At 71.3% G+C, this 21,905-nt stretch carries 16 protein-coding genes, 1 tRNA gene and 1 pseudogene; 7 read left to right on the forward strand and 11 right to left on the reverse strand.

The features are described from left to right. Window positions 1-24: 24 nt before the first annotated feature. The 4 genes from ACFYQ6_RS06450 to ACFYQ6_RS06465 all read right to left on the reverse strand — a co-directional run bounded on the left by ACFYQ6_RS06450 (window position 25) and on the right by ACFYQ6_RS06465 (window position 4,537). Window positions 25-900 (reverse strand): carbohydrate ABC transporter permease, encoded by an 876-nt coding sequence (locus tag ACFYQ6_RS06450; protein WP_361573240.1) that lies wholly within the window; start codon window positions 898-900, stop codon window positions 25-27. Beyond that, window positions 897-1,898, reverse strand: a complete 1,002-nt coding sequence (locus ACFYQ6_RS06455) for a sugar ABC transporter permease (RefSeq protein WP_361573238.1) — start codon at window positions 1,896-1,898, stop codon at window positions 897-899. Before ACFYQ6_RS06455 ends, ACFYQ6_RS06450 begins: the two co-directional genes overlap by 4 nt. A 48-nt stretch (window positions 1,899-1,946) precedes the next feature. After that, window positions 1,947-3,314 (reverse strand): extracellular solute-binding protein, encoded by a 1,368-nt coding sequence (locus ACFYQ6_RS06460; protein WP_361573236.1) that lies wholly within the window; start codon window positions 3,312-3,314, stop codon window positions 1,947-1,949. Between the two features lie 101 nt (window positions 3,315-3,415). Continuing rightward, window positions 3,416-4,537: a substrate-binding domain-containing protein gene (locus ACFYQ6_RS06465; protein ID WP_361573234.1), complete on the reverse strand. Its 1,122-nt coding sequence runs from the start codon at window positions 4,535-4,537 to the stop codon at window positions 3,416-3,418. Window positions 4,538-4,680: 143 nt separating this feature from the next. Between ACFYQ6_RS06465 and ACFYQ6_RS06470 the strand changes: the two genes are divergently transcribed. Next, the gene (locus ACFYQ6_RS06470; protein WP_361573232.1) at window positions 4,681-5,448 is read left to right on the forward strand and encodes a sulfite exporter TauE/SafE family protein; all 768 of its coding nucleotides are present in this window, start codon (window positions 4,681-4,683) and stop codon (window positions 5,446-5,448) included. 21 nt (window positions 5,449-5,469) lie between these two features. Here the strand turns inward: ACFYQ6_RS06470 and ACFYQ6_RS06475 are convergent, their stop codons facing one another. Together ACFYQ6_RS06475 and ACFYQ6_RS06480 are read right to left on the reverse strand one after the other, a co-directional pair. After that, window positions 5,470-6,999, reverse strand: coding sequence for an amino acid permease (locus tag ACFYQ6_RS06475; RefSeq protein WP_388761093.1), 1,530 nt, complete (start codon window positions 6,997-6,999; stop codon window positions 5,470-5,472). A 61-nt stretch (window positions 7,000-7,060) separates the two neighbouring features. Then, window positions 7,061-8,068 carry a hypothetical protein gene (locus ACFYQ6_RS06480; RefSeq protein WP_361573228.1) on the reverse strand — a complete coding sequence of 336 codons (1,008 nt, stop codon included), beginning with the start codon at window positions 8,066-8,068 and terminating at the stop codon, window positions 7,061-7,063. A gap of 371 nt (window positions 8,069-8,439) precedes the next feature. On the opposite strand from ACFYQ6_RS06480, the gene ACFYQ6_RS06485 reads away from it, so the two are divergent. Genes ACFYQ6_RS06485 through ACFYQ6_RS06495 form a run of 3 tightly spaced genes read left to right on the forward strand, consistent with a single transcriptional unit; the run spans window position 8,440 to window position 12,664 of the window. Further along, window positions 8,440-9,873 (forward strand): FGGY family carbohydrate kinase, encoded by a 1,434-nt coding sequence (locus ACFYQ6_RS06485; protein WP_361573226.1) that lies wholly within the window; start codon window positions 8,440-8,442, stop codon window positions 9,871-9,873. Beyond that, complete coding sequence (locus ACFYQ6_RS06490; protein ID WP_361573224.1) at window positions 9,870-11,291, forward strand: FAD-dependent oxidoreductase; 1,422 nt, start codon at window positions 9,870-9,872, stop codon at window positions 11,289-11,291. Before ACFYQ6_RS06485 ends, ACFYQ6_RS06490 begins: the two co-directional genes overlap by 4 nt. Next, the gene (locus tag ACFYQ6_RS06495) at window positions 11,288-12,664 is read left to right on the forward strand and encodes an NAD(P)/FAD-dependent oxidoreductase (protein WP_388761097.1); all 1,377 of its coding nucleotides are present in this window, start codon (window positions 11,288-11,290) and stop codon (window positions 12,662-12,664) included. The genes ACFYQ6_RS06490 and ACFYQ6_RS06495 overlap by 4 nt, the downstream gene beginning before the upstream one ends. Window positions 12,665-12,703: 39 nt before the next feature. On the opposite strand, the gene ACFYQ6_RS06500 is transcribed toward ACFYQ6_RS06495, so the two are convergent. From ACFYQ6_RS06500 to ACFYQ6_RS06510, 3 genes are all read right to left on the reverse strand, one after another. Continuing rightward, a complete protein-coding gene (locus ACFYQ6_RS06500) occupies window positions 12,704-13,117 on the reverse strand; it encodes a hypothetical protein (protein ID WP_388761099.1) in 414 nt (137 codons plus the stop codon). Between the two features lie 106 nt (window positions 13,118-13,223). Then, window positions 13,224-13,646 (reverse strand): DUF350 domain-containing protein, encoded by a 423-nt coding sequence (locus ACFYQ6_RS06505; RefSeq protein ID WP_361573218.1) that lies wholly within the window; start codon window positions 13,644-13,646, stop codon window positions 13,224-13,226. Window positions 13,647-13,752: 106 nt separating this feature from the next. Then, window positions 13,753-14,328 (reverse strand): DUF309 domain-containing protein, encoded by a 576-nt coding sequence (locus ACFYQ6_RS06510; protein ID WP_388761102.1) that lies wholly within the window; start codon window positions 14,326-14,328, stop codon window positions 13,753-13,755. 107 nt (window positions 14,329-14,435) lie between these two features. Here ACFYQ6_RS06510 and ACFYQ6_RS06515 point away from each other — a divergent pair, with 107 nt between their 5' ends. Then, window positions 14,436-17,093, forward strand: coding sequence for an ATP-binding protein (locus tag ACFYQ6_RS06515; protein ID WP_388761105.1), 2,658 nt, complete (start codon window positions 14,436-14,438; stop codon window positions 17,091-17,093). Between the two features lie 50 nt (window positions 17,094-17,143). After that, window positions 17,144-17,217: transfer RNA gene (locus ACFYQ6_RS06520), tRNA-Pro, on the forward strand. A 292-nt stretch (window positions 17,218-17,509) separates the two neighbouring features. Here the strand turns inward: ACFYQ6_RS06520 and ACFYQ6_RS06525 are convergent. Then, window positions 17,510-19,156 carry an RICIN domain-containing protein gene (locus tag ACFYQ6_RS06525; RefSeq protein ID WP_361573214.1) on the reverse strand — a complete coding sequence of 549 codons (1,647 nt, stop codon included), beginning with the start codon at window positions 19,154-19,156 and terminating at the stop codon, window positions 17,510-17,512. A 340-nt stretch (window positions 19,157-19,496) separates the two neighbouring features. Here ACFYQ6_RS06525 and ACFYQ6_RS06530 point away from each other — a divergent pair. Then, window positions 19,497-20,391: pseudogene (locus tag ACFYQ6_RS06530) on the forward strand (family 43 glycosylhydrolase). A gap of 307 nt (window positions 20,392-20,698) precedes the next feature. Here ACFYQ6_RS06530 and ACFYQ6_RS06535 read toward each other — a convergent pair. Further along, the gene (locus ACFYQ6_RS06535) at window positions 20,699-21,712 is read right to left on the reverse strand and encodes a LacI family DNA-binding transcriptional regulator (RefSeq protein ID WP_388761109.1); all 1,014 of its coding nucleotides are present in this window, start codon (window positions 21,710-21,712) and stop codon (window positions 20,699-20,701) included. Window positions 21,713-21,905 lie beyond the last annotated feature (193 nt).

The raw sequence follows: 21,905 nt of genomic DNA on the forward strand, positions 1-21,905 counted from the left end.
GGTGGTCCGGGCGGGGCGGCACGGTCACTTGACGGCGCCGGCCGTCAGACCGGACCGCCAGAAACGCTGGAGCAGGGCGAAGGCGAGGATCAGGGGCACCACGGCGAGCAGCGAGCCCATGATGACGACGGGGTAGTACTCCGGTGACACGGACGCGGAGCTGTTCCAGGAGTACAGGCCGAGGCTGACCGGATACAGGTCCTGGTCGGAGAGCATCACCATCGGCAGGAAGAAGTTGTTCCAGATGGCGGTGAGCTGGAAGAGGAAGATGGTGACAAGACCCGGCCCCAGCATGCGCAGCGCCACCCGGAAGTAGGCGGCCAGTTCGCCCGCGCCGTCCATCCGCGCGGCCTCGAGCACCTCGTCGGGCACGTACCCCTGGCTGAAGATCCGGCCGAGATAGACACCGAACGGGTTGAACAGGACAGGGATGAAGACCGCCCAGAAGGTGTTGACGAGCCCGGTGCCGGAGGCCATCAGATAGAGCGGCAGGGCCAGTACCGTCTGCGGCACCATCACCGCGGCCAGCACGAGACCGAACAGCTTCTCCTTGTGCGCGAAGCGGTACTTGTCGAAGGCGTAGCCGCACGCGATGCTGATCAGGGCGCCGAGTGCCGCGCCGAGCACCGCGTACAGCAGGCTGTTGCCGTACCAGCGGCCGAACAGTCCGCCGTCCATGGCGAAGAGGTCCTTCAGGTTCTGCACGAAGGAGAAGCCGCTCAGCGAGAGGATGTCGCTGCTGAAGAGGGCGTCCCTGTCCTTCGTCGAGGCGAGCACCAGCCACAGCACCGGCAGCAGGGTGTAGAGCACCGAGACGAGGACCACCAGGTTGACGACCGAGCGCCCCAGGAGCCGGGGCCGCAGGGGCGAAGCGGTGCGGGAAACGTTCGACGCGCTCATCGGGCGGCCTCCTCGGCCGCGGCGGCCCGGTTGGTCCAGCGGGTGACGCCGTAGGAGAGGGCGATCGTGCACAGCAGCAGGATGACCGAGGCGGCTGCCGCGAGACCGTAGTTGTTGCGCGTGAAGGCGGCGTCGTAGATGTACATGCTGGGGGAGAAGCGGGAGTTGATCATCGGGGTCGACTGGCTGAGCAGCATCGGCTCGGTGAAGAGCTGGAGCGCGAAGATGAGGGTGAACATCGCGACCATCACGATCGACGAGCGCACCAGCGGGGCCTTGACCTGGAGGGCGGTGCGGACCGGGCCCGCGCCGTCGACGACCGACGCCTCGATCACCTCGCGGGGGACCGCCTGGAGGGCGGCGTAGAACACGACCATGTTGTAGCCGAGGTTGCTCCACAGCGCGATGTTCACGATGGACGGGAGCACCATGTGCACCCCGAGGAAGTCGACGGTGAGGTCCGCCCTGCCGAGCAGGTCGATCACCGGGCTGATGCCGGGGGTGTACAGGTACAGCCAGATCAGGGCCGCGATGATGCCCGGAACGGCATGCGGCAGGAAGAGCGCGAGCTGTACGGTGCCCCGCAGGCGGACCACGCCGGAGTCCAGCAGCAGTGCCAGTACGAGGGCGCCGATCACCATCAGCGGGATGTAGACCAGGCAGTACAGGGCGACGACGCCGAGGCCGCCGAGGAAGGTCGGGTCCGCCAGGACGGCGGTGTAGTTGCGGAGTCCGGCGAAGACCGTCCGCTCGGGGCCGAAGCCGAGTCCGGGCTGGTCGTCGCTGAAGAAGCTCAGGTGGACGGCGGTGGCGACCGGGATCAGGAAGACGGTCACCAGGAGGACGAAGAACGGTGTCATCAGGACGCCGCAGGCGCCGAGTTCACGCCGTCGGGCGGACCTGCGGCCCTTCTGTGACGGGGCGGTGGCGGCCGGGCTCCGCGGTGACGGCGGAGCGGTGGCGTCCGCCGCTACGGACACGGGGGTGGTGCTGGTCATGGGTGTCACCTGCCTCTCTGCTGCTGGGAACGGACGGCGGACCGCATGTCAGGTGGAGCGCTCGGTGGTGCTCAGACCGAGCGCCCGGAGGTCGGGCATCGTGCCCTCCTGCGCCGCCCTCACGGCTCCGAGAACGGACCCCTGGCCGCCGCTCGCCCGCGCCAGTCCATCCCTCATGATCTTGCCGGTGGCCGTCATCCGAGGTCCCCAGACCCATCCGGGGCGGATCTTGTCGGCCTCCTGCTCGAACAGGGTGTAGATGTCCTGGCCGCCGTAGTAGGCCCGGTCGAAGGCCTTGCGGCCCACGTCCACCAGGCCGGGCGCGGCGGGGTACTGGCTGCTGGCGCCGCTGGAGAGGCGGGCGCGCAGGGCGTCCGGATGCGAGACCTGCCACTCGATGAACTCCATCGCGGCCTCGGGGTGCGCGCAGTCCTTGGTGATCGCGAAGGTCGAGCCGCCGTGGGTGCCGACAGCGGGGTCGGCCGGATCCCACTGGGGGAGCGGTGCGAGTGCCCACTGCCCCTTCTGGCCCGGACGGGCCTTCATCTGCGCCCCGGCGTCCCACGCGCCGCTGAGCCTGCTGAGCACCAGGCCCTCGCCGATCTGGACATCGCTGTGCCGGCTCTCCACCGCGTTCATGAAGACCAGGTCCTGATCGGTGAGCCGCTGCCAGTACGCGGCCACGCGGCGGGTCGGGGCGTCGGCGAGCGAGACGTTCCACGCCCCGCCCGACGTGTCGAACCACTGGGCGCCGGCCTGCCAGGCGTACGCGGCGAGGTGGGTGTCACCGTCCGTGGGGAAGAGCGCCATCCGGCGGTCACCACTCGCGCGGCGTACGGTCCGCGCCGCGTCCTCGAAGTCCTCCCAGGTGCGCGGGACGGTCAGGCCGTACCTTTCGAAAAGGTCGGTGCGGTAGTGCAGCACCATCGGCTCTATGTCCAGAGGGACACTGAACACCCGCTTCTCGAACGTGGTCAGGCCCAGCGCCTGCGGCAGCAGCTTGGCGCGGAGCCCTTCGCCCACCAGGTCCGTGATGTCGCGGCAGACCCCGTCGATGGCGAAGCCCGGGACCTGGGGGTACTCGATGGTGGCGATGTCCGGGGCGTTGCCGGCCCGGGCCGCGTTGCTGAGCTTCGCGTAACCTCCCTGCATCCCTCCGGGGACCTGCTGGAAGTCGACCTGAATCGTGTCGTGACCGCGGTTGAACGCGTCCACGACCTCCTGGCTGCCCCGCAGGGCCGACCAGAAGGTGATGCGGATCTTCCTGCCGTTCCCGCTTCTGACGGTGCTTCCGGTACTGCTCGTACCGCCCGATCGTGTGTCTCCGCCACCCCCTCCGCAGGCGCTGAGCGCGCCTGCCAGAGGAAGTGCGGTGATCGTGGCGAGCACGGATCGACGGCTCTGTCGACCAGGCATGTGCGCCTCCCGCGGCTCCTGATTCGAGACACGGGAATACTGATCGGCTGATCGATAGTGGTCAATAGATCGATCAAAAGAAGCTTGAAGTGTTCAAACGATCATTCGGCTGGGCGGTGCAGCTCCTGGGTCGACCCGCGCACTTCGAGGCCGGGCAGGAGCTCCACCCGGCGCACCGGACCGGAAGCGCCGGCCGGACGGCCCAGACGGTGCAGCAGGAGCTCGGCCGCCGCCCGGCCGATCTCGCCCCTCGGCGGTGCCACCGCGGTGAGGGAGGTGCTGCCCAGCGCGGCCACGACATCGTCGTACGCCACCACGGAGCAGTCCCGCGGCACCTGGATGCCGTTCTCCGCGAGCTTCTGGACGAGCATCAGGGCGTCCTCGTCGCCGTGCAGGACCGCACCGGTGAAGCCCCGCCCGCGCATCAGTGCCGCGAGATCCGGAGCCTCCTCCCGGCTGCCGGGTTCCCCGGGGCCCGCTGTCGGGGAGCTGAGCACCACGGCCCACTCCTCCACCTCGGACCGCGCCGCCGCGATCTCGGCGAACGCGGCCCTGATCGAACGAGCGGTCGGGCTGTCGTTCCTCGCCGCCAGCACCAGCCGGCGGTGGCCGAGCGAGACCAGGTGGTCCACGGCCAGATGGATCCCGTACCAGTGGTCGGAGCACACCGAGTCCAGAGCGTGCAGCGCGCTGCCGGGCCGGGGCCGCCGCTCCATCAGGACGGTCGGCACCCCCAGCCCGGCGAGCCAGCCGTAGTCGGCCTCCTCGCCCTCCCTGCTGCGCCACCGGGGCGCGATGAGCAGACCGCGCACCCCGGCCGCCAGCGCCCGCTCCACCTGCGGCCGTTCGGCGCCGGCCGCCTGGGGCGCGATGCGCAGGGTGATGTGCGCCCCGGCCTCCTCCAGCGCCGTCCGCGCGCCGTGCAGGGTCTCGTACAGGTAGGAATGGCGTTCCGGGACGACGAGGGCGATCGCGCCTCCCTCCCCGGCCGGTTCAGCGCTCCGGGGGGCCGGGACGGCCGCGGGGCGCTCGACGCCCCCCATCGGGCGGACCACGCCGTGACCGCGCCGCAGCATCCCCGCCCTGGCCAGCTCCTCCACGTCCCGCCGCAGGGTGACCGCCGAGACGTCCAGCTCCTCGGCGAGCGAGCTCACCTTGACGGCGCCGCGCGCGTGCACCACCGAGAGGATGCGCTTGCGCCTCGACTCGACCGGCTCCCGCATGATGGCCCCCTTGCCTACCGCTGTGCCGTGTTCGTTTGAACGTTTCCGCGAGCGATCGCAGCATAGCGAGCGGACGGCTGGAGGAGGCTACGGATGAAACGATGATCCGCCGAGAGGAAGATGTGTCTACCATCTGATCCGGAATGGACACCATCACACTCTGGCAACTGGCCGCACTCGCGGCGGCATCCACCCTCGTCGGCTTCTCGAAGACGGCGGTCAGTGGGGCCAATACGATCAGCCTCGCGGTCTTCGCGGCCGTGCTCCCGGCGCGCGAATCCACCGGAGTGCTGCTCCCGATCCTGATCGCGGGCGACATCCTCGCCGTGCTGGTCTACCGTCGCCACGCCCACTGGCCTACCCTGCTGCGGCTCTTCCCCGCCGTGGCGGTGGGCGTGCTGGCCGGCACCCTCTTCATGATGCGGGCCGGGGACGACGCGGTACGCACCTCGATCGGCGCGATCCTGCTGTTCATGGCGGGGGTCACCCTCTGGCGACGGCGGGCCGGCTCCCAGCCGCCCCCGGAGGAGGAGAGCGCGGACGGGCCCTCGCGCGGCGCTCGGCTCAAGGCCCGTTCGTACGGGGTGCTCGGCGGGTTCACCACCATGGTCGCCAACGCGGGTGGCCCCGTGATGTCGCTCTACCTGCTGTCCGCGGGCTTCCGGAAGCTGGGCTTCCTCGGGACGTCCGCGTGGTTCTTCCTGATCGTCAACACCTCGAAGGTGCCCTTCAGTGTGGGGCTCGGCCTCATCGACGCCCGGTCGCTGCTGCTGGACGCCGCCCTCGTGCTGTTCGTCATCCCCGGGGCGTACCTCGGCCGCGCCTGCGTCGGCCGGATCAACCAGAAGGTCTTCGACCGGATCGTGATCGCCGCCACCGTCCTGGGCGGCCTCCAACTGCTGCTGAGCTGAAGACCGCCCGGGAGGGGACGGTCAGACGATGCCCTCGGCGATCTCCGCCTGCTCACGGGCGTTGCCGTACGCGGCCGGGGTGCTGTACGAACGGCGCGCGACGAACCACCACACCGTCGCCAGAACCAGCACGGCGACCAGGGCGATCGACGCGTAGTTCATCGAGTCGATCGTCACGGGAGACGACTGCGGGAGCAGGAACAGCACGGTGACGACGGCGACCCACACCACGGCGATCCAGCCGATCGGCTTCGACCAGCGGCCCAGATGCCAGGGACCGCGCTGGAAGCGGTCGCCGGCGCGCAGCTTGAGGTAGATCGGAATCGCGTACGCCGGGGTGATCCCGATGACGTTGATCGCCGTCACAGCCCCGTACGCCGTCGCGGAGTACAGCGACGGCACCGCCAGCAGCGCGGCGACACCCACCGACAGCCATACGGCGGGCACCGGGGTCTGGGTACGCGAGCTGACCTTGCGCCACAGGGCCGAGCCCGGCAGGGCGTTGTCACGGCTGAAGGCGAAGACCATCCGGCTCGCCGCCGCGACCTCGGCGTTGCCGCAGAACAGCTGTGCGGCGATGACGATCAGCAGCATGGCGGTGGCGCCGGCGGTGCCCAGCGCGTCGATCAGGATCTGGGCCGGCGGCACTCCGGTGGCGCTGTTCTGGGTGCCCGCGTAGTCCTGGATGGCGAAGGTCAGGCCCGCCAGCAGCACGAAACCGGCGATCCAGGAGACCCAGATCGCCCGCACGATGCCCTTGGCCGCCGTCACCGAGGCGTTCGACGTCTCCTCGGACAGATGGGCGGAGGCGTCGTAACCGCAGAACGTGTACTGCGCCAGCAGCAGCCCGATCGCCGCCACGTAGATCGGGTTCTCCCAGCCGGTCCCGTTCACGAACTCGGTGAAGACGAACGACGGCGACTGGTGGTTCGAGGGCACGATCGCCAGGACCGTCACGATCACGGCCACCCCGCCCAGGTGCCACCAGACGCTGATCGAGTTCAGGACACTGACCAGGCGCACACCGAACAGGTTCAGCACGGCGTGCAGCAGCAGGATGCAGAGGAAGATCACCATGGTGGAGCCGGGCGTCGGGTCGAACCCCCACTGCAGGTTGAGCAGCGCCCCCGTGAACAGCGCGGCGCCGTAGTCGATGCCCGCGATCGCACCCAGGAGACCCAGCAGGTTCAGCCACCCGGTGTACCAGCCCCACTTACGGCCGCCGAGCCGGTCGGCCATGTAGTACAGGGCCCCCGACGTCGGGTACGCGCTGGTGACCTCGGCCAGGGCCATGCCCACACAGAGCACGAACAGACCGACACCGGCCCAGCCCCAGAGCATGACGGACGGGCCGCCGGTCGACATGCCGAAGCCGTACAGCGTCATGCAGCCGGAGAGGATGGAGATGACGGAGAAGCTGATCGCGAAGTTCCCGAAGCCGCCCATGCGACGGGCCAGCACCGGCTGGTAGCCGAGCTCGCGCAGGCGCCGCTCCTCGTCGTCGTGCGGTGTGGCTTCCGTACTCGACGGGGTCGAGGCGGATATGGACATGGGATTGACCTCCAGGTGGTGGGGGGACAGGGGGAGAGGGAGGGGCGCGGGCGCCGGCGGATCAGCCGTGCGGCCCTGTGCCGGGTTCTTGCCCGGAGGCAAGACAGCGGGTGCGGGCACGGAGGAAGACGTCTTCGGCACTGGCCGTGTCCTGCGGGGGACGCGTGCGGTAGGCCCAGGGCACCGAGGTGTAGTACGGGCCCATCGCCCGGAACACCGGTGCGGCGTCCGCGAACCGGAGCGAACCCCACAACGCGTGCGCCAGATGGTTGAGATCGAGCAGGGAGCGGGAGGCGGGATCGGCGGCGTCGAACCAGATGTGCAGGGCCCGCCGGGCGTCGCGCTCGCCGTCCTCCGTGACCCAGTGCAGGTCCAGTGCCCGCTCGTTGCCGCGCTCGCGCCGGTAGCGCTCCACCCGCACATACAGGGGAAGCACGTGCAGAGGGGAGCCCCCCGGTGCCGAAGACGCGGCCCACTGGACGAAGTTGACGGCTTCGGAGAGCGTGCCGCCCTTCTGCCTGGCATAGACGAACTGCAGCATCCGGTGATAGGCCTCGCGATTGAAGGGATCGCGTTTGTCCGCCTCCGCCAGAAGGCCCCAGGGGCCCGGGAACAGCATCGGGCCGGGCGGCAGGAGCCGGTGCTCCTCCAGGCGCTGCCCCTCGTCGAGCTGGGAGAGCGCGAGCAGGCAGACCCAGGGCACCGGGTCCTCCGGAGAGGCATGGGCGGCGGAGCGGCACCCCTCCCACGCCAGCTGCCACAGCTCCTGTGCTCGCGGGTGCCGTTCACGACCGGCGCGCACCGCCCGTTCCACCGCCACCCGGGCGTGCATCACGGTCGCGGCCACACTCCGCGGTTCCTCGGCCAGCCAGGCGTGAACGGTGTCCGAGCCCGCCGCCACGGCCGCGAGGACCTGTGTGCGCTGGGTCCACAGGGCCCAGTCCGGGGTGCTCTCCAGGAGATTCCGCATCGCGAGCCAACGGCCGGTGCGCAGGTCCTGGAGGGCCACCCGTAACGCGTGATCGGGTCCGGCGGGGTGGTAGACAGGCTTGAAATCACCGGTAGCCATGGACGAGCCCCGGCCCTGGACACGTGGTGGGGGCGGGGCGGGAGGCCGGGCACGGCGGCACGGCGCGGGTTCTTCTCGACATGAATCCTCAAGAACGTGGGGGGTTGGGCACAAGGATCGCGAACAGCCCTCGCCGGAACTCCGGTTGTTCACTGCGCGGTGAGTGTAGGGCGCTCTGCACCCTTCATCCGGCAACTTTGCGGATCTTACTCAACTAGTGTCCGTATGACGGACATTGGCCGGTCCGAGGGCTCGGTGCAGGATGTCCGGGCGAGGCTTGACGCGAGGGGTGGACTGCACGACTGTGGTCGCCAGGACCAGATGATCACTGATCCGCCCCCGACCGGGCGGCCGCAGGACTGGAGCGTGGATTGACCGGACCGGTACTCGCCGTCGACCAGGGGACCTCCGGAACCAAGGCCCTGGTGATCTGTCCGGACCGCGGGGTGATCGGCTCCGCGGCGGCGCCCGTGCGCCCGCGTCACGGCGCGGGCGGACTGGTGGAGACGGACCCCGCGGAGCTGCTCGGCTCGGTCCTCGACGCCGGGCGGCGGGCGGTTGCGGAAGCGGGTGAGCCCGTGGCGGCGGTCGGCCTGGCCAACCAGGGCGAGACGGTACTGGCCTGGGACCCGGCGACAGGCCGGCCCCTCACGCACGCCGTCGTCTGGCAGGACCGGCGCGCGGAGGCGCTGTGCGCGGAACTGGGCGCCCACGCGGAGGAGTTGAAGGCGCTCACCGGACTGCCGCTCGATCCGTACTTTGCCGCGCCCAAGATGGCGTGGATACGCCGTGAACTGACCCGTGAGGGAGTCGTGACGACCAGCGACTCCTGGCTGGTCCACCAGCTGACGGGAGCCTTCGTCACCGACGCGGCCACCGCGGGACGCACCCAGCTGCTCGGGCTCCACGACGTCGGCTGGTCGTCCGCCGCGCTGGAGATCTTCGGCCTGTCCGGTGAACAGCTGCCCACGGTCGTCGACTGCGCCGGTCCGGTGGGCACCACCACCGCCTTCGGCGGCGAGATCCCCCTGACGGGCCTCATCGTCGACCAGCAGGCCGCCCTGCTGGCGCAGAACGCTCTGGAACCCGGAAACGCCAAGTGCACCTACGGAACGGGCGCGTTCCTCCTCGCCCAGACCGGGAGCCGGCCCAGCACGGGTGCCACCGGCCTGGTCAGCTGCGTGGCCTGGCGGCTCGCCGGGCGGACCGACTACTGCTTGGACGGACAGGTCTACACGGCGGCCTCCGCCGTGCGCTGGCTCACCGACCTCGGGGTGATCTCCGCAGCCGCAGACCTCGACACCGTCGGCGCGACGGTGCCCGGCACCGGCGGCGTCACCTTCGTCCCGGCGCTCGCCGGCCTCGCCGCTCCCTGGTGGCGCAGCGACCTGCGGGGTTCCGTGACCGGTCTCGGGCTCGACACCACCGCGGGACACCTGGTCCGCGCGCTGTGCGAGGGCATCGCCGCACAGGTCGTCGCGCTGGCCGACGCCGTCACGTGCGAGCTGGGCGCGCCGCTGACCGCCCTGCGGGTCGACGGCGGTCTGACCCGCTCGGCGCTGCTCATGCAGACACAGGCGGACCTGTTGCAGCGGCCGGTCGAGGTCTCGGCGCTGCCCGACGTGACCGCGCTCGGCGCCGGTGCGGTGGCCCGCCTCGGACTCGACCCGAAGCTCCCGACGCGGCAGGCGACCCCCACCTGGCAGCCCTCCGCCGTGTACGAACCACGGATCGGCCCCGGCGAGGCGGCGGAGCGCCTCGACGGCTTCCGGGCGGCCGTGGACGCCCTCCTGGAGCGTTCATGACCGAGACCGTCACCACCGAGGGGCCTCTGCACCGGGACGACGGTCAGGAGGGCAGGTACGACGTCACCGTCGTCGGCGCGGGCGTGGTCGGCGCGGCCATCGCCCGCGAACTGGCGCGCCACCGGCTGCGGACCGCCCTGGTCGAGGCCGCCGACGACGTCGGCAGCGGCACGTCGAAGGCCAACACCGCGATCCTGCACACCGGTTTCGACGCCGTACCCGGCTCGCTGGAGGCCCGGCTCGTACGCGAGGGGAAGGAACTCCTCACCGCCTACGCGGCCGAGACCGGCATCCCCGTGGAGCGCGTCGGCGCCCTCCTCGTCGCCTGGGACGAGGAGCAGCTGGCAGCCCTGCCAGGGCTGCTGGACAAGGCGATCCGCAACGGTTACCGCGCCGCCCGCCTCGTGGACCCCGGCGAACTGCGGGTCCGCGAACCACATCTGGGGCCCGGCGCGCTGGGTGCCCTGGAAGTCCCGGACGAGAGCATCATCTGCCCCTGGACCACTCCGCTCGCCTTCGCCACCCAGGCCGTCCGGGCGGGTGTCCACCTGCACCTGAACTGCCGGGTGCGGGACGTCGCCGGCGACGAGCACGGCCATACGCTCACGACCTCGCGCGGCCCGCTGCGCACGCGCTACCTGGTCAACGCCGCGGGGCTGTACGCCGACGAGATCGACCGGCTCCTCGGCCACGACGTCTTCACCGTGACCCCGCGCCGCGGTCAGCTCATCGTCTTCGACAAGCTCGCCCGTGACCTCGTCAGCCACATCCTGCTGCCGGTCCCGGGCCCCGCGGGCAAGGGCGTCCTGGTCGCACCGACCGTCTTCGGCAACGTCCTCCTCGGCCCCACGGCCGAGGAGCTCGACGACAAGACCGCCACCGGGTCCACCGCCGAAGGCCTGCGGATGCTGCAGGAGAAGGGCCGCCGGGTCGTGCCCGCGCTCCTGGACGAGGAAGTCACCGCCGTCTACGCGGGCCTGCGCGCCGCCACCGGGCAGGAGGACTACCGCATCCAGGAGTACCCGGAGCTGCGGTACGTCGCGGTGGGCGGCATCCGGTCCACCGGCCTCACCGCCTCCATGGCGATCGCCCGGCACGTCGGCGGGCTGCTCGCCGCCGCGGGCCTGGAACTCGGTGACCCCCACGAGCTCCCGCCGCTCACGATGCCCGGCATCGGCGAGGTCTCCGGCCGGCCCTACCGCGACGCGGGTCTCATCGCCCGGGACCCGGCGTACGGCACCCTGGTTTGCCACTGCGAGCGGGTCACCCTCGGCGAGATCCGGGACGCCCTGTCCGCGACCGTCCCGCCGCGGTCCCTCGACGGCCTGCGGCGCCGGACCCGTGCCCGCGGGGGCCGGTGCCAGGGCTTCTACTGCGGCGCGGCCGTACGCTCCCTCTTCGAGGAGGCACGACCATGACCGCGACCGTACGGGAGGTCGACGTCCTGATCGTCGGGGCGGGCCCCGCCGGTCTCGCGGCCGGAGCCGAACTCGCCGCGGCGGGTGCGGGCCGGGTGGAGATCCTGGAACGCGAGCAGGAGGCGGGCGGGATACCCAGGCACTGCCACCACGGCGGATTCGGCGGGCCCGTGACCCGGTCGGTGTACGCCTGGGCCTCGGCGAACGGCCCCGGGTACCTCCGGTCCGCGGTGAACGGTCCGGCACACGTCCGGTCCGAGGGGAGCGGTCCGGCGTACGTCCCGTCCGAGGGGAGCGGTCCGGCGGGCGTCCGGCCGGTCCGGGCTCCGGGAGGGCAGAGCGGTCCCGCATTCGCGCGGCAGCACGTCGAGGCGGCCCTGCGCGCGGGAGCCGCACTGCGCACGGGCATCACCGTCACCGGCTGGGGGGGACCCCGTACCGTCGAGACCACCGGACCCGGCGGGCTCGAACGCATCACGGCCCGCGCCGTCGTCCTCGCCACCGGAGCACGCGAACGGCCGCGCAGCGCCCGGCTGATCCCGGGAAGCCGCCCCGCCGGCGTCTACACCACCGGTGAACTCCAGCAGGCCGTCCACCTCTACGGGCAGCGGATCGGCACCAGGGCGGTCGTCGTCGGCAACGATCCCGTCGGCCATGCCGCCGTCGCCACCCTGCTGGCCGCGGGCGTCCAGGTGGTCGCCGTGGTCACCGATCAGCCGTCCCGCCCGAAGCCCGTCCGCAGCCGCCGGATCCCCCTGCTGACCGGGGCCACGGTCACCGGCCTGACCGGCAGAACCCGGCTGACCGGGGTGGGCCTGCGGCACGACGACGGCCGGACCACCACGCTGCGCTGCGACACCGTGGTCCTCACCGGCGACTACGTCCCCGACCACGAGCTCGCCAGACGCGGCGGGATCCAGCTCGACCCCGGTACCAGAGGGCCCGCCTACGACGCCGCGTACCGCACGTCCCGGCCGGGCGTCTTCGCCGCCGGGAACCTGCTGCACGCAGTCGAGCGCGCCGGGGTCGCGGCCGAGGAGGGCAGGGCCGTGGCCGTGCCCGTACTGCACCACCTGGCCGGTACGGGGGAACCCGCCGGGAGCCGGAAACCACTGCTCGTCGACGCCCCCCTGCGGTGGATCGCCCCCAATGTGACGGGCCCGGACGGTGCGCGGCCACAGGGCGACAGGTTCGTGCTGCGCACCACGCGCAGGCTTTCCCGGCCGCTGCTGGTCGTCACCCAGGGCCGGCGTGAACTCCACCGCCAACGGCTGCTGTTGCCCGCGATCCCCGGCAGGCCGATCCATCTGGCGGCGGGCTGGCTCGACGGGGTCGACCCGGAGGGCCCGCCCGTGCGGATCACCGCGTTGTGACAGGCGCGGCGACCGCTCCTGCCGGCCGTCGGCCGTCGTTCAGGGGATGAGCAGCCAGTCCGCCCCGATCGCCGCCACCAGGCCGACGCCGAGCAGCCAGCTGCCGAGCCGGGTCCGGCCGTTCCTGCTGAGTTCGATCACGACACCGCAGAGGATGAGCGCGAGGCCGTACACCCCGACGACGAGGACCGAGGAACGGCTCGCTATCCGGAGGGCGAGGACCACAGCCGTCGCCGCCATGCCCACCGACGAGAGCAGGATCCGCAGCCGCCGCGCCTGACGCGGTGTGAGTCTCCCGACCCGCGCGGCGGGCTCGGGTATCTCCGCCGCCGCGCTCAGGTCCTCTTCCTGCTCCCGGTCCTCCGGCGCGGGGCCGGGTGCGTCCCGTGCCGTGGGGCCCTGCTGGGCGTCCCGCTCTTGGTCCTGGGCCTGGTCCTGGTCAGAAGTGCTCATGACGCCGGATCGTAATGGCTGCGCAGGGCCTTGTTCGCCGGACCGTGGGATCGGCCGCCGGGACCGGGCCGGAGGAATCGGGCGGGGAGGGACCGGCCGTGAGGGGTCAGGCGATCGACGCCGACACGATGGCGGCCACCGCCAGATTGCAGGACGCCGTCACCCACACCGCCGGGTGCGGCTCCCGCTCCACCAGCGTGGCACCCAGCTTCCCGGGCGTGACCAGGTCCACGACGAGGAAGGCGACGGCCATCATGACCAGACCGAGCAGCCCGAAGGCGGCCGTCGAGGCGAGCCCCTTGCCGAAGTCCTCGTAGGTCGTCCAGATCGAGGTGAACACGATGCCGCCGATGCCCACGAGGGCCGAGCTCAGGAGCAGCGCGGCGTTGCGGTTGCGCTCCTCCCATATCTGCCGGCCGAGCTTGCCCGGCGTCAGGGCGTCGATCAGAAATATGCCGAGAACGAGCAGTACGACGCCGAGGGCCCCGTATGCGGTGGCACGGCCGAGGCCGTTGATGATGTCGGTCATCGGGGCGTCCGTCTCCTGAGCGAGTGGTTCGGAAAAGGGGAACGTGTATCGACCAACGCGATCAACACGCCGTCAAGAAGGAGCAAAACCTATCGCACGTACGTCCTTACTCCTCGGGCCGGTCCCCTCGCAGCAACCGAGGTGCCTCCGCCGCCGCGTCCGGGACGGGAGCGGCTTCCCGCCCGGCGCTCACGCCGGAAGGACCGGCCGCCGCCCCCCGGTGCCCGGCACCGGCCCCCTCGTGGCCGGGCGGGTCCACACGTCCGGCCAACTCCTCGGCCCAGACGATCAGTCCGCCCACCCCGACCCCGTACGGGTCGACACCGCGGAACCCCTCGACGGCGGCGGCGCCGCGCCTCAACAGCCGCGCCCCGCCTGCCGCGTTTCCCCGGGCGGCGTGCGTCAGCCCCACCGCCATCTGCGCCAGGCCGCGCCACAGCTCGCGTTCCTCCTCCGGCCCCGACTTCCACGCGTCCTCGAAGACCTCGTGGGCGTGGAACGGCATCCCCGCGTCGAGCAGTCGCTGTGCCTCACGGACCGTCTCCCCGGGGGAGCGGACCACGCCCTCCGGCTGCCGCTCCACCCCCTCGGCCCCGTACGGCAGGGGGCGCCCGAGCCCGTCCCGGGGGCGCGCATTGCGCGCCCGTCCTTCCTCGTCACGGTCCCTGCGAGATTCGTCCACCCTCCGATTGTGCCTCGCACCTGCGACGAACCCTCGGAACTCTGCCCCTGGACACCCGCGCGCGGCTAGGCTCGGAACCCTCCGCAACCACCCTGGGAAGGGGAGGCATGAAGCCGTCCCGGCCGTTGTACGAGCGCGAACCGGAACTCGCCGCCGCCGCAAAGGCGGTGGACGCCCTCTGCGGCGGGCAGGCCGCCGGAGGGCTGCTGGTCTTCAGCGGCGAAGCAGGCATCGGGAAGACCGCCCTGCTGGCCGAGATCCAGGCCATGGCCGCCGACCGCTGCACCATCTGGTCGGCGCGTGGCGGCGAGACGGTGACCTCGGTGCCGTTCCACGTCGTGCGCCAGCTCCTCCAGCCCGCCCTGGACCGGTTCCCGGCCGACGAGACCCGCGCCCTGTTCGGCGACTGGTTCGAGATCACCGCGCCGGCCCTCGGCCTCGCCGAGCCCAGCGGCCCGCAGCCCGATCCGCAAGGCGTGCGGGACGGCCTGGACTTCGTCGTGTCCCGGCTCGCCTCCCGCCTCAGTCACCGGCCGCTGCTCCTCATAGTGGACGACGCGCACTGGGCGGACGGCGAGTCCCTCGCCTGGCTCGCCGGGTTCACCGCGCGGCTGTCCGAACTCCCCGTCCTGGTCGTCCAGGCCCACCGGCCCCAGGAACTCGCCGACCGCAACGCCGACTGGGCCATGCCCCGGAGCCCGGCGAGCGGCGGTACCGCAGGACACCCGGCCCTGGTCCGCGTCGCCCTGCGCGCACTCACCCCCGACGCCACGGCCGAGCTCGTGCGGGCCGGCCTGGGCGACCACGCCGACGACCCGTTCTGCCGCGAGGTCTGGGCCGTCACCGGCGGAAATCCCTACGAGGCCGTGGAACTCGTCGCCAAGGCACAGGACCGCGAACTCGCGCCGGTCGAGGAATCCGCAGGCCTGCTGCGCGAACTCGGCGCCTCGGCCCGTGGCAGCGGACTCGTCGCCCGCCTCGAACGCCTGGGTACGAACGCCAACCGTTTCGCCTGGGCGGCGGCCGTGCTCGGTACGGAGATCTCCCAGGAACTCGCCGCCACCCTGGCAGGGATGAGCTCGGCGGAGGCCGCGGACTGCACGGCGAGGCTCCGTGACGCCCGTATCGTCAGCGGCTTCGACCCGCTCGAATTCGTGCACCCGCTCATCGCGAGCGCCGTCTACCGGTCCATCCCGCCGGCGACCCGCACCGCCATGCACGGGCGCGCGGCCTGGGCGATCACCCAAGCGGGACTCGGCGCCGCCGCCGCCTCCCGCCATCTGCTCGAGGTCCACCCGGACGACGACCAGGAACTGGTCGCCCAGCTCCGCGAGGCAGCGCGCCAGCATCTGGCGGTCGGTGCCCCGGAAGCCGCCAGGCGCTGTCTCGAACGCGCTCTGGAAGAACCGCCGCGCCCCCACGACCGGGCCGCCATCCTGTACGAACTCGGCTGCGCCACACTGCTCTCCTCGCCGGCCACCACCGTCCAGCACCTGCGGGCCGCCCTCGACACGCCAGGGCTGGACGCGGCGATGAGGATCGACGCCACCTTCCGCCTCGCCTCGGCCCTCTCCCACAACAACCAGCTCAAGGACGCTGCGCTCTCCCTGGCGGCGGAGGCGGCGCGCACCGAACCCGGCCCCGGCCTGATGCGTCTCCAGGCCGCGCACTTCCTGTGGGAGGGCATGCAGGCCTCCGAGGACGACGGCCCCGGACGGTCGGCCCGGCTCGCTCGCAACGCCGACCACCTCAAGGGCCGGGACAACGCCGAGCGCGCGCTGCTCACCCTGCGGGCCTTCGACGCGATGCTCCGCGGTGAGGACGCCCAGATCATCGCGGACTTCTGCGAACGCGCGCTCGTGGACGGCCGCCCCGCACGCGGGCTCGGCTGGACCGACTCCGAATGGGGCTTCGAGCTCCCCGCCATGGTCGGCATCACCTACGCCTTCACCGACCGCCTCGACCGGGCCGAAGCACTCTTCAGCGAGGCCGTGCGCGCCTTCGAGATCTCGGGCTGGAGTGGAGCGCACCTCGCCTTCGCGCACACCCTCCTGGGCCTCGTGCACCGCAGGCGTGGCCGTCTCGCCGAAGCGGAGGGCTTCCTGCGCGAAGGGCTGAGGCTCGCAGACCGGGCCGGCAGCGGACTCCCGGTCCACTGGGACGCCACCTGCCTGCTCGTCGACACCCTGCTCGCCCGCGGCCGGACGGCGGAGGCCCGGCTGGTCGCCGACCGGTACGACTTCGGTCCGCCGTACCCCAGCGCCATGGTCCTGCCGGACGCCCCGTGCGTACGCGGCCGACTCCTCCTGGCCGAAGGCCGCGTAGAGGAAGCCGTGGCAGAGCTGGAGTCGGCGGGAGCCGCACTGGAACCGCGGGGCCGCTTCAACGGGGTCTGGGCACCCTGGGCCTGCGACCTCGCCCGCGCTCTCGCCGACACCGACCCGGTCCGCGCCGCCGAACTTGCCACCCGTGCCCGCGTCCACGCGGAGCGCCTCGGCACCGGCACGGCCATCGGCGAGGCACTGCGCTGCGTCTCCCTCTTCGCGCCCGAGGAGGAGTCCGTCCACCTGCTGGCCGAGGCCGTACGCCACCTGGAGGCCTCTTCGTCCGCCTACGAGCACGCCCTGGCCCGCTTCGAGTACGGCACCGCGATCCGCTCCCACCGGGAGGTCGCCCGTGCGCAGAAGCTGGCCACCGCCTGCGGGGCGGAAGGGCTGGCGACCCGCGCCCAGCAGGTCCGGGCGTCGATCCGGTCCTCGGAGTGAGGTAATGTTTGTCCTGCGCGGCCACCCGGTGACACCGGGAGGAAACGCATCGGGACGTGGCGCAGCTTGGTAGCGCACTTGACTGGGGGTCAAGGGGTCGCAGGTTCAAATCCTGTCGTCCCGACTCGTGAGAGTCGTAGATCAAGGGCCGGTTTCGGAGCAATCCGAACCGGCCCTTGATCATTTTTGGGACCAGTCGGGGGTCGGCGCCCTTGACCAAGTGCGTCGGCCGGTGCGATGGGCATCTTTCAGTCAGGCAGGGGCAGCGCGCGCGAGCGGCCTGAGCGCCGATGTACCGACGCCCGGGGCCCGGCCGCAGCCGGAGCCGGGGGCGGCCGTGCCGGCGCATGCGGCAGCCGTGCGGGAGGCCGTGGCCGGGGTGTTGCCGCTCCGGACATGACGCAGTGCCGTGTCGCCTACGCGCGGGTCCACTTCTGGTTGGCCTGGCTGTTACAGGTCCACAGCACCAGCGGGGTTCCATTGGCGGTGCCGGACCCGCTGGCGTCGAGGCACAGTCCGGAGCGGACGTTGCGGATCGAGCCGTCGGATCCGACGGTCCACTTCTGGTTGTTCTGGGCGTTGCAAGGCCAGGTGATGACACGGGTTCCGTTGGTGGTGCCCTGGTTGTAGGCGTCCAGGCACTTGTCCCCGTAGACGCGGATCTCGCCGCTCGCCCATGTGGTCCACAGCTGGTTGGCGGCCGTGTGGCAGTCCCACATCAGAGTCGTGGCGCCGGCAGCCGTGGAGGCGTTGTCCACGTCCACGCAGCGGCCGGAGGCATTGCCCCGCAGGCGTGAGGTGGTGGCGGCCGACGGGCTGCCGCCGCTCACCCGGTACGCAGCGACGCCGTGCGCGGGGACGCTCGCCGAGATCTGCCCGGACGTGCTCGACGTGCCGCCGGTCCACAGGTCGGTGAGGGTGAACGGTCCTCCGCTCAGGCCGATCTGGGCGGCCGTCGTGGTGACCGTCGCTGCGCTCCCGCCCCGGTTGAACAGGCCCACCGCGACCGAACCGTCCGCAAGGGGCTTGGCGAACACCTCGATGTTGCCGTCATCGCGCACCCTGCGTCCGCCCGCGCCTTGGGGGTCCTGGTTCACCGCCAGCAGGCGCGGATTGCGCAGAATCGCGCTGACGTCGGCGGACATCGTGCGGATGTCGTTGCCGGCCATCAGCGGGGCACTCATCAACGCCCACAGGGCGAAGTGGGAGCGGGACTCGGTCAGCGACAGGCCGGGGCGGCCGACGACCAGCATGTCGGGGTCGTTCCAGTGCCCCGGGCCGGACTGTGCGGCCAGCGGCGCATTGACGTCCAGGACGTTGCCGACGCCCATCGGGTAGCTGTTGGTGTTGCCGTTCTGCCAGATGTCGAGCAGGTCCTCGGTCGTCCGCCACAGGTCGGCGACCTCGCCCCAGTTGTACGTGGACCCGGTGATGGCGTGGAAGCTGTTGGGGTTGATGCTGTAGACGATCGGCCGGCCGGTGGCGCGCAAGGCATCACGCATCAGCTTGAACCGCGCGACCTGCTCGTCACGCGCGCCGCTCGAGGAACACCAGTCGTACTTGAGGTAGTCGACCCCCCACGTGGCGAACGTGGCGGCGTCCTGGACCTCGTGCCCCTTGCTGCCCGTGGAGCCCGGATAAGTGCCCACGGTCTGCGCACAAGTGCGCTCGCCCGGCACCTGGTAGATGCCGAACTTCAAGCCCTTGCCGTGGATGTAGTCCCCGAGGGCCTTCATCCCGCTCGGGAACTTCGTCGGGTTGGCCCGCAGGTTGCCCTGCGCGTCACGCTGCGGGTCGAACCAGCAGTCGTCGACCACCACGTACCGGTACCCGGCGTCCCGCATGCCCGAGGACACCATCGCGTCGGTGGCCTGGTGGACCTGGGCCTCGGTGATCCCGCACCCGAAGCTGTTCCAGCTGTTCCACCCCAGCGGTGGGGTGAGCGCCGGACTGCCCGGCGCGGCCGTGGCCGTGGACTGCGCTGAGGCCGTGACAGACGCGGTCAGCACCAGCGTTGCGGCCGTGAGGAGGCGGAACAGTCGTCCGCCGGATCGTCTGGGCACCGGGACTCCTTCGGCAGGGAAGAGAGGCGAGGAAGGTGTTCGAAATTTCGATCGCCGTTCGGAAACTTCGGAGGCCCCACGGATACTAAAGTGGTGAATGGACGTGTCAACCCCCCTCGGCGGTCAGGGTTTGCCGCACGATCGGTCAAGGGCACGCTGAGGCGCACCGACTCCACGCCAGACACCTCGAATATTTCGAAGCGGCGCGCGAATCATGCGAGAAGGGTTGACAGGGTACGGCAACTTCCTGTCATCCAGAATGCTCGACAAGTCGCACCGTGTTCGATATATCGAATGCGGTGGAGCCGCTCCGACCGATGAGCTCGAGGTGCATACCTCCATGAATCTGTCATGGCCGCATCAATCTCTCACTCGTCGCCGCACACTCGTGGCCGCCGCCGGCCTGGCCGCCGGCGCCCTCGTCCCCCCCCTGGGCCCGCCCTCGCGGTCGCGGCGCAGTACACGAACCCGGTGATCTGGCAGGACTTCGCGGACATCGACATCATTCGCGTCGGCGACACCTACTACGCCTCGGCCTCGACGATGCACTATTCGCCGGGCGCGCCCGTTCTGCGGTCGTACGACCTGGTGAACTGGGAGATCGCTGGGCATTCGGTACCCGTCCTCGACTTCGGCGCCAAGTACGACCTGAACGGCACCCGCGGCTACGTCAGAGGAATCTGGGCATCGTCACTTGCCTACCGGCCCAGCAACAGGACCTTCTACTGGCTCGGCCAGATCGACTTCGCCCGGACGTACCTCTATACCGCCACCGCGGTGGAGGGGCCGTGGAACAGGCTGACGACGATCAACACCCCCTACTACGACGCCGGCCTGCTCGTCGACACCGACGACACCCAGCACTGCTGCGTGACTCCTCCGCCTGGATCGGCCTCAAGCGCGACGGCGGTGCGACACGGGTGGTGATGGTTACCGGGCTGACCATGGACAGCAACTGGAAGACCACCGGCACCGGCACCGAGATCGCGAGCGCGCCCGTCTCCGGCGGCCGCATCGGGCTGCGCGCGAACGCCGACATCCGCCCTGGCGCACCGCGCCCCGGGACCTTCTCCTACAGCACCGACGGCATCACGTTCACCCGTCTCGGCCCCGCCTTCCCCATGGGCAACGACTGGCGGTTCTTCATGGGCTACCGGTTCGCCCTCTTCAGCCACGCCACTCAGGCCCTCGGCGGCGCGGTCCGCGTCACGCGGTTCGAGGTGTCCACACCCTGAACCGGTCCATCGACCGCACCTCCCGGCCCCCGCCCCGATCAGGAGAACCATGAGCCCGCGGAAACGGCTCGGTGTCCGCCGGGCGTCCGTCCTGAGCGTGCCGGCCGCGACCGTCCTGATCAAGCCGGCACCGCGACCGGCATCAGCAAGAAGAGGGGCAGGACGCAACGAGTACCCAAGCCATCGGATCGAACGGCAGTCAGTTTTTCCGTTGCCGGCCCTCGACCACTCCGGCCGGCCTTCTGGACGCCCGCGCCGCGTCCGGGAGCACCCGTTCGGACCGGGGCCGGCCCCGGGCTGTGAGAGGTCAGGCGCTGGCCCGGACGGTCAGGCGGGTGGGGAGAATCAGGGGAGTGGGGTCCTGCCCGTTGACGAGCGCGACGAGCATGCGCGCCATCTCCCGTCCGAGAGCCTCCACAGGCTGATGGACGGTGGTGAGCGGCGGATCGGCGAACTGGGCGACCGCCAGGTCGTCGAAGCCGACCACGGCGACGTCGGCGGGGACCTGTCGGCTGGCCTCCCGCACGGTGCGCAGCGCTCCCGCCGCCATGTTGTCGTTGGCGGCGAACACTCCGTCCACGTCGGGGTGTTCCGCCAGCAGCGCGGCCATGGCTGTGGCCCCGCTGCGCTCCGTGAAGTCCCCCTCCGCCGGCGGGAACGGATCGAGACCGGCGGCCAGCATGGCGTCCCGGTAGCCGCGGTACCGGGCGCGCCCGGCCTCGGTGTCCAGGCGCCCGCAGATCACGGCCACGCGCCTTCGCCCGAGTGAGACCAGATGCTCGGTCGCCTCACGCGCTCCGCCGACGTTGTCCACGTCCACGTACCACCGGGGAGCCGAACCGACGGGGCGCCCGCCGAACACGACGGGCATCTGCGCCTCGTCGGCCATCCGGGTCAGCGGATCGTCCTCGCGCAGCGCCATCAGCATCACACCGTCCGCGCCCCTGGACCGCAGGAGCTCCTCGACCCGTTTGCGGCCCCGGTCGGACGCGGCCAGGCACAGCATCAGATGCAGGTCCGCCGAGTCCAGGGCGGCCGACGCTCCCACGATCACCCGGGCGAAGAACGGGTCGGCGAAGATCGACGGATCCTCCCCGGAGATGACCAGGGCGGCCGCTCCCGTCTGGCGGGTGGCCAGCGCGCGGGCGGTCGAATTGCGTGCGTAACCGAGCTGCCGCACGGCCCGTTCGACGGCCTCGCGTTTTGCGCGGCTCACGTGCGGTGCGTTGTTGAGGGCGCGGGAGGCCACCGAGCGGGAAACACCGGCGTGTTCGGCCACCTCGTCGAGCGTCGGATGCCGACGCGGCGCTGCTTCTGCCATGACTCGTGAGTCTTTCACAGGGGGGGAGGCTCAGGGACGCAGATGTTGGGACCGCTTCCGGTGCATTGGCCTACAGGAGGCCCAGTCCCTGAGTGGGAATCGAATGCTGTGCCGAGTATTGACAGCCCAACGGCCCACCCGCACGATTGGGACCGCTTCCAGTGGGAGCGCTCCCAAAGTACACGTCCTCTGA

Source organism: Streptomyces sp. NPDC005494 (assembly GCF_042872025.1).
Classification (GTDB): Bacteria; Actinomycetota; Actinomycetes; order Streptomycetales; family Streptomycetaceae; genus Streptomyces.